Source organism: Bacillus sp. EE-W1 (assembly GCF_009760835.1).
In the GTDB taxonomy this organism is placed as follows: Bacteria; Bacillota; Bacilli; order Bacillales; family Bacillaceae_G; genus Bacillus_A; species Bacillus_A wiedmannii.
Window position 1 is genome coordinate 18,876 of record NZ_WIPE01000063.1, and the last position, 11,036, is coordinate 29,911.

At 33.9% G+C, this 11,036-nt stretch carries 10 protein-coding genes and 3 pseudogenes; 8 read left to right on the forward strand and 5 right to left on the reverse strand.

Annotated features, from left to right (window positions below; genetic code table 11):
* Positions 1–10: 10 nt before the first annotated feature.
* A complete protein-coding gene (locus GFJ36_RS12985) occupies positions 11–481 on the forward strand; it encodes a MarR family transcriptional regulator (protein ID WP_087986191.1) in 471 nt (156 codons plus the stop codon).
* Between the two features lie 208 nt (positions 482–689).
* Entirely contained in the window at positions 690–1,925 is a 1,236-nt protein-coding gene (locus tag GFJ36_RS12990; RefSeq protein ID WP_087986190.1) for an MFS transporter, read from the forward strand.
* 273 nt (positions 1,926–2,198) lie between these two features.
* Here GFJ36_RS12990 and GFJ36_RS12995 read toward each other — a convergent pair whose 3' ends face one another.
* Positions 2,199–2,528, reverse strand: a complete 330-nt coding sequence (locus GFJ36_RS12995; protein ID WP_097891219.1) for a YkvA family protein — start codon at positions 2,526–2,528, stop codon at positions 2,199–2,201.
* 241 nt (positions 2,529–2,769) lie between these two features.
* On the opposite strand from GFJ36_RS12995, the gene GFJ36_RS13000 reads away from it, so the two are divergent.
* From GFJ36_RS13000 to GFJ36_RS29140, 6 genes and pseudogenes are all read left to right on the forward strand, one after another.
* Positions 2,770–3,456 (forward strand): MBL fold metallo-hydrolase, encoded by a 687-nt coding sequence (locus GFJ36_RS13000; RefSeq protein WP_087986188.1) that lies wholly within the window; start codon positions 2,770–2,772, stop codon positions 3,454–3,456.
* A gap of 319 nt (positions 3,457–3,775) precedes the next feature.
* Positions 3,776–4,045, forward strand: coding sequence for a hypothetical protein (locus GFJ36_RS13010; protein WP_087986187.1), 270 nt, complete (start codon positions 3,776–3,778; stop codon positions 4,043–4,045).
* A gap of 73 nt (positions 4,046–4,118) precedes the next feature.
* Positions 4,119–5,459, forward strand: coding sequence for a DEAD/DEAH box helicase (locus tag GFJ36_RS13015; RefSeq protein WP_087986186.1), 1,341 nt, complete (start codon positions 4,119–4,121; stop codon positions 5,457–5,459).
* 172 nt (positions 5,460–5,631) lie between these two features.
* Positions 5,632–5,904: pseudogene (locus GFJ36_RS30235) on the forward strand (hypothetical protein).
* 792 nt (positions 5,905–6,696) lie between these two features.
* On the forward strand, positions 6,697–7,032 hold the full coding sequence (locus tag GFJ36_RS13020; RefSeq protein ID WP_087986185.1) for a DUF1064 domain-containing protein: 336 nt from the start codon (positions 6,697–6,699) through the stop codon (positions 7,030–7,032).
* A 123-nt stretch (positions 7,033–7,155) separates the two neighbouring features.
* On the forward strand, positions 7,156–7,305 hold the full coding sequence (locus GFJ36_RS29140; RefSeq protein WP_176546182.1) for a hypothetical protein: 150 nt from the start codon (positions 7,156–7,158) through the stop codon (positions 7,303–7,305).
* 136 nt (positions 7,306–7,441) lie between these two features.
* Here the strand turns inward: GFJ36_RS29140 and GFJ36_RS13025 are convergent.
* The 4 genes and pseudogenes from GFJ36_RS13025 to GFJ36_RS29985 all read right to left on the reverse strand — a co-directional run.
* Positions 7,442–8,452 (reverse strand): annotated as a pseudogene (locus GFJ36_RS13025) (exosporium leader peptide); the annotation flags it as partial.
* A gap of 424 nt (positions 8,453–8,876) precedes the next feature.
* Positions 8,877–9,341, reverse strand: coding sequence for an exosporium protein D (locus GFJ36_RS13030; RefSeq protein ID WP_087986184.1), 465 nt, complete (start codon positions 9,339–9,341; stop codon positions 8,877–8,879).
* 403 nt (positions 9,342–9,744) lie between these two features.
* Positions 9,745–10,397: pseudogene (locus tag GFJ36_RS13035) on the reverse strand (collagen-like protein).
* Positions 10,398–10,607: 210 nt separating this feature from the next.
* The gene (locus GFJ36_RS29985; protein WP_001001491.1) at positions 10,608–10,730 is read right to left on the reverse strand and encodes a hypothetical protein; all 123 of its coding nucleotides are present in this window, start codon (positions 10,728–10,730) and stop codon (positions 10,608–10,610) included.
* Positions 10,731–11,036: the final 306 nt, after the last annotated feature.

Below are 11,036 nucleotides of genomic sequence, written 5' to 3' on the forward strand. Positions count from 1 at the left end.
AGGGCAGGTCATGAATAAAGAAGAACAGGTAATGAACGGTTTCAGGGAATTATATAATAAGCTGGTTTGGCTTAATAAAGATAAGATGGAAGAAGGTCTAAAAGGTTTTAAGTCTTCTGAAGTACATTGCATTGAATATATTGAAAACAATGCAGATTCTAACGTGACACAACTTGCAGAGGCTTTTTATGTGACTCGCGGTGCAATAAGTAGAATGACTAAGAAGCTCATAAAAAAAGACCTTATCGAAAGTTACCAGAAATCAGAGAATAAAAAAGAAATCTATTTTAGGCTTACTGAACAAGGGAAAGAAATATATAAAATTCACGAAGAGTTGCACAATGAGTTTCAAGAGAGGGATAAAGCCGTATTTGAGCAAGTAACTGAGGCAGAATTCGAAAGTATAATTAGCTTTGTGGAAAAATATAGTAGGCATTTGGACGCAGAAATAAAGAAACAAGGTATACATATTAAGTCGTAATAAAGTTGAAGCATTCGGGCATTAACGGGTAGTTAATCCCGAAAACTAACTTATTTGCCCGTTAATACGGGATATATTTAAATAATAAAAAGGTAGCCTGTTCACGGTAAGGCTACCTTTTTATTATTTTATTTTTGTTGACTAATCAACAAAGTGGAGTTATCATTTTGTTGACAAAGCAACAAAATGTTTTGAGAGGAGAAATTAAATGTCTATATTTAGATCACAAAGTGAAAGCGAAACTGAAAAAAACATAGATAAACATGCTTTAATATTCGGCCTTATTTCTGTATTTCTTTGTGGAATAGGTTTCAGTATCATACAGCCTGTTGTTCCATTCTTAGTGCAGCCTTATATAAGTAGTCCGGAAGAACAAGCTCTAGTTGTTACGCTACTGACCTCTGTTTATGCGGTTTGCGTATTTTTCGCTGCACCTGCACTCGGAGCTTTGAGCGATAAATATGGCCGTCGTCCATTACTTTTAATATGCCTTTTCGGTTCTGCAATCGGGTACTTAGTTTTTGGTGTAGGAGGTGCTTTATGGGTACTATTTGCTGGACGTATAATAGAAGGAATAACAGGCGGGAGTATAAGTGCAATTTTTGCATATTTTGCAGATATCATTCCTCCAAAGCAGAGAACGAAGTATTTTGGGTGGGTGAGTGCAGTGGTAGGTGCAGGAACCATTATCGGACCAACTCTTGGGGGATTACTTGCAAAGTTTGGTCATTCTTTACCTTTATATTTCGGAGCGTTCATAACTTTATTAAATGTCTTATATGGGATGAAATATATGCCTGAGAGTCTTGAGAAAAATAATAGGTTAAAAGAAATTACTTTTGTAAGGTTAAATCCTTTTGCTCAGCTTGCAAACATACTTTCCATGAAAAGTTTAAAATGGTTACTTGTCTCAGCGTTTTTACTTTGGATACCTAACGGATCTTTACAAGCAATTTTCACACAATTTACGATGGATACTTTTAGCTGGAAGCCTGCACTAATCGGACTTATGTTTTCAATTATGGGCTTTCAAGATATCATTTCACAAGCTTTTATAATGCCAAAACTTTTGCTCAAGCTTACTGATAAACAAATAGCAATACTTGGGATGGTTTCGGAGATTATTGGCTACAGTTTTATTGCCGCATCTGCTTTATTTTCCCTATATCCTCTTCTAATCGTTGGGATGTTACTGTTTGGTTTTGGTGACTCGATTTTCGGACCTTCATTTAATGGGATGCTTTCAAAGTCTGTCGATTCTAGTGAACAAGGAAGGATTCAAGGCGGTAGCCAATCTATTCAAGCTTTGGCAAGAATGATTGGTCCAATTATTGGAGGGCAAATCTATGTATCACTTGGTCATGCCGCACCTGCTTTTATGGGGATGATGCTTATAGTAGTGGCAATAGCAGTTTTGTATAGGGGGACGCATGTAACTGTATAAACTATCTGCACTAATATGGTCTTTCTTTATATAAGGATGTCTCTACGGGAATCTTTCCTGAATGAATTGAATAACAGATAAATATAAGAACAAATAATAGGGTGTCAGAACTTAGGAACAAGTACTGGCCCCTATTTGTTTACGGCTTGAGAGCTAAGAGAAATTAAGAATTTATTCTGTAATGCTCTCATGATGAAGGTTAAATAGAACTATCAATAATTAAAGTTAGCTTTTTTGAAAGTAAAAAGCTAGGTAAATGACTAGATAGTTTAATTATGCTCGGGCTGAAGTAAATAATGACTCCATTTTTACTTTGCTCTTCTCTCGAATTTCAGCGTCCGCATAGCGCATTACAAATTTATGCGCTATAGCAATTGCTAAAACATCATCTAATAAGCCAACCCCAATAATAGCAGCTATATCTGGAATGAAGTCGATTGTTAATACGTAATAGGATAAAGCGGCTAATATTATGAATTTCGCTTTAGTAGGTAACCCTTTTTTTCTCATTGTATAGTATAAAATAATACTTTCATATACGCTAGATTTCCCGAGGTTTGTTGAGCTTTTTTTGAATTTTTTCCAAAGTGCCTGTTTCTCCATATAAACACTCCTTTTACAAAAACATAGATTTTTTAAAAGGATAGACAAAAAAGTGAAGGAATAATCAATTTTATTATTTATCTTATTGTATATTTCCATAAAAATAAGGAATTACCTGTTCAAAATAATAGAATGTTTGTTATGTAACGACTCAGAATGTTTCGTTACATAAGTATGTACAGTAAAATGTATGTGGATGATTTATTATTAAACATTTAATAACGGGTATGGGGGAAGAAAAATGAAGATAAAAGAACTACCAATTGAATTTGAATTTAATGGGGGAAAACAATGTATTTATCCGAGCTTACTTATATTAAACAAGGAATTAACTTTAGTAGATACAGGTTATATAAACTTTTTACCTTTAATTGAAGATGCAATTGTAAAACATGGGTATGAGATGAAAAACTTAAAAAATATAATTATTACTCATTATGATGACGATCATATAGGATCTTTATATGATTTCAAAGTGAAATATCCTCACATTAATATTATTGCTAGTGAAATAGAATCTAACTACATTAGTGGTGAAATAAAATCGGAGAGACTAGTTCAAGCTGAAGAAATGTTAGAACATATGCCAATTGAAGAGAAAGAATTTGGTGAATGGTTTATACAGCAATTAAAAAATATAAGACATATTTGCGTCGATGAAAAAGTAAGTGATGGTCAAATGATTTTAAATGATGAATGTCAAATAGTAGCGACGCCAGGACATACTTCGGGGCATATTTCATTATATTTCCCGAATTCAAACTGTGTAATTACAGGGGATGCGGCTGTTCAAGATAATCATGAATTAGTAATAGCTAATCCAAGTTTTTGTTTAGATTTAGAAAAAGCGGAAGAATCTCTAAAAAGAATTAAAAACCTTAAAGCAGCAAGTTATTATTGTTATCATGGAGGAAAACTCATTTTATAAAATATTAAAAACCGATCTTTCTTATATTGAAAAGATCGGTTTTTTAATTCATAGATTCCACAATTCTAATCAAATCATTAATATTGTAGTTCAACCCCTTCTGTTACATATAACCGCATTAACTTTTTATCACTTTTGAGTAAAGCTTGTTTAAATTCACTTATCACATTTGTTTGAGCTTTTGTCATAATAATTGAGGTCGATTGAAAATATAGTAAGAAAAATATGCAAAATATCTTTATGAATGTTGTGGTCAATTTTATCACCCTGTAACTATATTTCCGTAAATTTGAAATATATATGTATAGGAGGGGAGAAGATGAGTTTACTTCTTGATGTAATAATGGCTATAATTACATTTTACCCTCGAAATGACATGAGACTAAAACATCATATTGCAAAGTTAAGTGAATTCGAGTGGTTTCGAAGGCTACACGAAGATGCAAAGTATACAAAATTAATTTGGAGTAATAGAAAAATTAAAAAGTGTATTTTGTCTCCTACTAACATGGAAGCATTAATAAAATCAGAGAAAAAACAAATAGAATTTGTCCAACTAGTACACGATGAATATAAAAAAAGAAGATAAGAATTTTTTTATTTTTCATATTTGGCGAAACAAATGGTACAATGAAAGCTAATGTGAAAAATAAGGAAAAGAAGTGGTCTATTTGAAAAACTTTTTAGAATTAGGAATTAGTGAAACTTTTAATCATACATTACGTGAAAATGGAATTACAGAAGCAACACCAATTCAAGAGCAGGCAATTCCTGTTATTATGTCAGGTAAAGATATTATTGGGCAGGCGAAAACAGGGACGGGTAAAACGTTAGCATTCGTGTTACCGATTTTAGAAAAAATCGATCCAGAGTGTAGTGATGTTCAGGCTTTAATTGTGGCACCAACAAGGGAACTAGCACTGCAAATTACAACTGAAATAAAAAAAATGCTTGTTCAAAGAGAAGATATTAATGTACTAGCGATTTATGGCGGGCAAGATGTAGCACAACAATTGAGAAAATTAAAAGGCAATACACATATTGTTGTTGCGACACCAGGACGATTATTAGATCATATACGTCGTGAAACAATTGATTTAAGTAATCTTTCAACAATTGTACTAGATGAAGCGGATCAAATGCTTTATTTCGGTTTCTTATACGATATTGAAGATATTTTAGATGAGACACCTGATAGTAAACAAACGATGTTATTCTCAGCAACGATGCCAAAAGATATTAAAAAATTGGCGAAACGTTATATGGATGAGCCGCAAATGATTCAAGTGCAAAGTGAAGAAGTAACGGTAAATACAATTGAGCAGCGTGTCATTGAGACGACAGATCGTGCAAAGCCAGATGCACTTCGTTTTGTTATGGATCGTGATCAGCCATTTTTAGCAGTTATTTTCTGTCGTACAAAGGTTAGAGCAAGTAAGCTGTATGATAATTTAAAAGGACTAGGTTATAATTGTGCTGAACTTCATGGTGATATACCTCAAGCGAAACGTGAAAGAGTCATGAAGAGTTTCCGCGAAGCTAAAATTCAGTACTTAATTGCGACTGATGTAGCAGCTCGTGGACTTGATGTAGATGGTATAACGCATGTATTTAACTTTGACATTCCTGAAGATGTAGAAAGTTATATTCACCGCATTGGCCGAACAGGACGTGCAGGTGGATCAGGTATTGCAATTACGTTCGTTGCAGCGAAAGATGAAAAACATTTAGAAGAAATTGAAAAAACGCTTGGTGCACCATTGCAAAGAGAAATAATCGAACAACCGAAGATAAAACGTGTAGATGAAAATGGAAAACCGCTACCAAAGCCGGCTCCAAAGAAATCAGATCAATATCGCCAAAGAGATAGCCGTGAAGGTTCAAGAAGTGGTTCAAAAGGTGGCCCAAGAAATAGTTCGAGAAATGATAACAATCGATCATTTAATAAGCCAAGTAATAAGAAAAGTAGTACAAAACAAGGTCAGCAAAGACGTGGCCGTTAAATAGTTATTATTTAAAAAGAGTCGCAAAGTGTTGCGGCTCTTTTTTTGTTTGTAGACAACAAGGGTGATGCCGAGAAAAAGCAAAAATTTCATTCACCGTATTTAAAATGAATTTTATAGTCCAAAACCAGTAGAGCAAAGGTATTACTGCCATGTCGCAATTCAAGAACAAGTGCAACTTACGTATGAACAATATTTAATCGAAAAAAAATCGAGAGAAAACAATTCGTACTAGCGCCCTGATGATGATACGGGTTATGAAAAAATCAATTGGTATAACGATACGAAAACATTTTTTGCTAACAAAGAATTGGACGATTTGGTGAGAGAAATTCGTAACACATTCAAACGGTACGGGAATGTTATGCTGCAGCAAAAAGAGAACGGAACTTATTATGTCTACTATTTCGGCAGAATACTTTGGTTGAAAGAAAAGGTAATGTAGCGAGCGAGTATTTTCATTACACATTCCGCAATTATTGAAATGGAACAAGAGAAGTTTATGAAGGATTTAACTCGTATTGGGATACGATCGTTGGAAACTGGAAAACTAATTTGTTCGTTTTGCTCGATGGGGAACTTGAGAAGCACAACTGCCATCCTTATTGGGAAATTGCTTACTACGACGATGAAGGTAATGTAGTACGAAGTTACCTGAAGGGATAGTATGCGATATAAGAAAAAAGGACTAGCAGTCGTACCTGCCGTCCTTTAATAGGAGAAAAAGTATTCTTGTTTAGAACTACGCATAAACAGAAAATCTGCTTGTAATTAGCTTTACCTTAAATGTACGTGTCTATACAAAAAGGGATAAGTAAAAAATACTTATCCCCAGGAAGGGAAATCCCAAGCACCAAAATGGTTCGTATTGGTCTGCAGGTTCAAAAGTAGTATATGTAAAACGAAAAATCTCATACAAAAAGCAGACAACGATTTTGGTTGTCTGCCAGTGAGTTCAATGAGTTAGCTAATTGTAATAAATTGCATCCCCATTACGAGAAGAGTGAAGCTGCTAGTTCAAACAGCTTGTTGGTATTATTTTCGATTTCTTAAAAAATATACAGAGAAAGCAGATAAGTGAAGAACCTACCTGCTTCTGCTGTAACAAAAGAAAGAAGTATTAGCCGTGGACACGGCGGCTTGAAAATAGTATGTATTTTTATTTGAAAAATATTCAAGGGGTGAAGAAACATGGAACGTTTGATAAATGATGTCTGTGAAATTAATCAGCTAATTAATAAAACAAAAGAGAAAAACAAAGAGCAAATATAACAATAAAAAGGTTGAGCTAGATGGTTGTATCTTTGATTCAGAAGCCCAATCTAAATATTATGAGTTGTTAAAAGAAAAGCAAGGTGCAGGTGAAATACAGGCAATCGAATTGCAACCATCGTTTGTTCTACAACCTGGTTATAAAAAGAATGGCAAACGGTTTGATGCAATTACATATAAAGCAGAATTCATGATCTATTTGCCAAACGGTGATGTAAAAGGTGTAGTAACTGACACCTTTAGTATTAAAAAGAAAATGTTCGAATATTATTTCCCACATTTGTCGCTTGTTGCATCTTGATTATATAACGTTATCAGAACAAATAGTGCGAATGACAGCAATCTTAACAAGTGTTTTACATTGCATTTATATATTTTAATTTTTTTATAAATATCTGAATTCATGTATAGGAGGAGTTACGTTATGTTCTGCTTAGAAATCATTATAGGATCCGTATTAGGTTCGTTTGCTACTTGTGGCTTACTCTATTTTGGTTTTAGAGCAGAGGAAAATAAAATAGCGGTTATGCAAAAAATAATGATGGAAATAAAGTTTAATACAATTTGTTTATGATGTATATTAATTTTCAGATATCGGATTTGCTTAGTAACAAAAAAGTCTCTCCAATCAGATTTGAAGAGACTTTTCTTTCACATATCATAGCAATTTAGCTCGTGTTAAATTAGGATTTAAGTTCATTCTAAGATGTTTATGGCGTACCGATAGTTACTGCCAGCAATGCAGCAATTCCATCTAAAGCTTCCTGTACTGTAGTAGGAGGAAGAGGAGCCTAGTTTGCTGGATTATTAGGTGTATAAGCTAAATCGAAGGCATCATCAACTCTAATTAAAGATGTATTTGTTCCTATAAGATTTATTCGGGAACGAATAGGTAATGAATCAACTGTCGCTCTGACTGTTGTAATATCGTTATTAGCGCCGTTGACAAATAAATTTCCAGAATTAGGGCTGGGATTGAAGATGTTTTCTGTAATAGCAAAGCTGGTTAAATTTAAGGGGGCAATTGGAATATGACCAGGTAGCACATTAATAATGACATTACCATTTATTCCTCCACCAACTAAGTTGACTTGGGTATCTGTGGTTGCTTGCGAATTAATAGTAATATTGCCACTAGAAACGAACGAAGCAAACATTTCCATGTTAATTCCATTTTGAGTATAACCAGCGGATAACATTGAATCACGGATATTCACTTGATTCACAGAAGTCGATAAAGTTGTGAATATAGGAGTAGGGGTTATATTAACGCTAACAAAGAATAATTTACCTGAAACACTTTGTGCCGTTTGAAAGTTAAAATCAAGAGGCGAACTTAGTAATGTCAGATTAACAAACCCAGATCTAGGATCCTGGGAAAAGTTTAAATCAAACCAAGACGGATCATTTATATCGAAAGGAATTTGTAATCTAGTCAATAAAGTACTAGTTTCTACTAATTGAACGTTAGCTTTTAAATGAATTAATGGTTCGATATAGTTGCCAGGTCCAATAGAGATAGCATAACGTTTAGTTATATTTAAAGGATCCGGAAATGGTGCTATAGCATCTGTTATTGATGCCATTGCTGCAGTCACTGTTAAAAATGGTGCGCATTCAGAATCATCAGCAGTAGCGTCATCACCAGTTTTGTTTACATAGACGATTTGGGTGAAAGTTGGTAGGGGTTCTATACATCCTGGTCCGGTAGGCAGAGTGAATGGTGGAATAGCTGGTAAAGTAGGTCCGAGTAAATCAGGCTTTTATTAAAGCGGAAGATAATAACTCGTCCATAATAATTTCACCTCTAAAAAATTAGTATTTCTAATAATAAATGCGAAAATAGAGCAAAGTGAAATGGATAAGTGAAAAATTAGACAACAGAATTTTCGCAAAAGTATTATTTAACTGAAAAGAGCACCAACAGAGAGTGTGGTGCTCTTGGAACAAGGACTATATTTTGTATTTTTTAAAGTTCATATAAGTGTGTGAATTTTTAGAATAAACAGTAAAATTATTTCACTAAAATTCTTATTTAAATAAAGAAGCCCTAGGATTAGGGGTTCAAACCTTGGTATATTTCACACGACATTAAAAAAAGAAAAGAACCCTCTATATAAAGAGTTATTCAAGTGATTTAATCTATTAATTGCACTCATGGTAATATTCATCACATGAGTCGTTATTATCGTTACAGCAGATACAAAATGTTTTTTGAACAAATAAACTAACTGCACTAGTAGGACCTTCCTGCTTTGTAAGAGTAAGACTTTGAAAATCTTCAACTTGAAATATTTTTGTTTGAACGGGTTGTAATGTAGTAGTAATTGGTATGCTAGATCTTCTTGTTAGAATAGTTACTTGAACGGGTGCACTCATACCAACAACAAATAACTGGATTAATGTTTTATTGTGATTGTTTGTAAAATCCTCAAATACAGTTTGTGGAGTGGTAGTTTCAAGGAAAACAGATACAGGTATATTTCCATTTGCATTTTCTTCAGAACCTGCAATTGTATGCGTCTCAATAAAACAGTTGTTTTTTTGATTGCCCGAATGTGACTGTTTTTTATAATACTTTTTACCATCTTTATAAAAGTAATCAGCCATATGAATATAAATCTCCCTTCATTTAGATATCTATATAGTTTATTTAAAAAGGCGAAGTAGTGCTTGTACAACATAATAAAATCCGCTCTCGTAATTACTTAAAAATGTTATTTGAAAATTAAAGAGCGCCATCCAAGGTACTCTCGGCTAAACACTGATATTGAAAAAGAATACAACATAATATCGTATGTATGCTTCTGGGGGATGTGCGGATTTAATATAAAATAGTTATTGGAATGAAATGAAGAGTAACCAATGGTTTATTAATGAATATATAGTGAGTGGAGTCATGGTTGAGGGGCCAGATTATGATGATTCCTAATATAAAAAGAGAGCTAGAAGGCCCTCTTTAATAGTTGTTGTATTCGCCAGAAAAAAGGAAATTTTCAAGCGTATTAATGTGTTAAAAATTTTGTGAACATGAAGTGCAAGGTCCACCAGTAGGTTGAAATACAACATTGTCAACAAAGGCTGTTGCGCCTTCACCACCTGTAGCAGTATTTTGGAAAGAAATACAAGCTATAGTCACAGTAGCAGGTATACACACAACAAGAACATAATGTTGGAAAAGAGATTGTGGTTGATTCATAACTGGTACAATATGTGGAATGTTTGATGGACCAAGAGTTGCAGGGGCTGGGGGACATGCTTGCTCAAGTTCTGGAAAAGATACAGAAGCTATAAGAAATGCACCATCCCTTACATCTGCAGCAAATGAAAATGTAAAACAACAACCTTCGTCAACATCAACTGTTTGATTAATACTTCCACCTGGACCAATTGATGCAGCTAAGAGACTAAATGACCCATCTGGCAGAAAACGACCACTATGAACGTTTGGAAAACCTACTTCTGAAACAGAACCGACTTGATTCCAACCTGGAACTGGATCTACTCCTACAGGTGGTATGTCAAATCCAGGGTTGTTAAGAACATTATTACATGGACAACATCCTACAGCACTCCGGTCGGTCCAGTCGGTCCAACTTGAGGTGGGGGTACAGGGGGGAGAAAACAATCACATGGAATATGAAATTTCTTTTTAAATTCACTCATTTTTACACCATTCTTATCATTCATTCACCCACTTACACACTACAACTTATGAATTGGTTAACACACAAATATAAGAAAAAGGCCCTTGAAAATTAAAATAAATAAAAAATTAAGCCCTTATGTCACAAATATAAACCCATTCCATAATATATAAGGAACATGGGTTCACTCCAAAAAGCTTTTAATATATAAGGGAGTCCGCTTCCTAAATCAATACCGTTGAACCTGTTGCTTCTGTTGGTAAAGTGAATGACGAAAAATAGATAGGAGTGTTGAATCAATTAAACTTGATTTAACCGCAGTTCCATGTAAAACAATATTTTCTTCATTCATACCTTCATCTCCTATGATTGCTCGTCATAGGAGGTGAAGGTAGCAAAAAGTAAATTATGAAGTTGGAAAGCAATTATATAAAAGGGCAAGGATTGTTAAGGGGAATTAAAGAATGTATCGTAGTGAATGGAAAATACAAGAAGAATTATACGATTATAATGGTTGGATAATATACGATGGTGAATGGGTTGAAGTGGACAAGTGTTTTTATTTTATAAATTAAACAAAAATTTCATTTAATAAGTATTCAAAAATCAAAAAAGAGCACTCAATAAAGTGCTCTCGTGACGAGATTCATTTTGTAAT

Excerpts from the sequence above, each read along its gene's own strand:
- GFJ36_RS29985 (WP_001001491.1), bottom strand. The coding sequence starts at position 10,730 with ATGAATGAAGAAAATATTGTTTTACATGGAACTGCGGTTAAATCAAGT.
- GFJ36_RS13000 (WP_087986188.1), top strand. The coding sequence starts at position 2,770 with ATGAAGATAAAAGAACTACCAATTGAATTTGAATTTAATGGGGGAAAA.
- GFJ36_RS13030 (WP_087986184.1), bottom strand. The coding sequence starts at position 9,341 with ATGGCTGATTACTTTTATAAAGATGGTAAAAAGTATTATAAAAAACAG.
- GFJ36_RS12990 (WP_087986190.1), top strand. The coding sequence starts at position 690 with ATGTCTATATTTAGATCACAAAGTGAAAGCGAAACTGAAAAAAACATA.
- GFJ36_RS29140 (WP_176546182.1), top strand. The coding sequence starts at position 7,156 with ATGTTCTGCTTAGAAATCATTATAGGATCCGTATTAGGTTCGTTTGCT.
- GFJ36_RS12985 (WP_087986191.1), top strand. The coding sequence starts at position 11 with ATGAATAAAGAAGAACAGGTAATGAACGGTTTCAGGGAATTATATAAT.
- GFJ36_RS13010 (WP_087986187.1), top strand. The coding sequence starts at position 3,776 with ATGAGTTTACTTCTTGATGTAATAATGGCTATAATTACATTTTACCCT.
- GFJ36_RS12995 (WP_097891219.1), bottom strand. The coding sequence starts at position 2,528 with ATGGAGAAACAGGCACTTTGGAAAAAATTCAAAAAAAGCTCAACAAAC.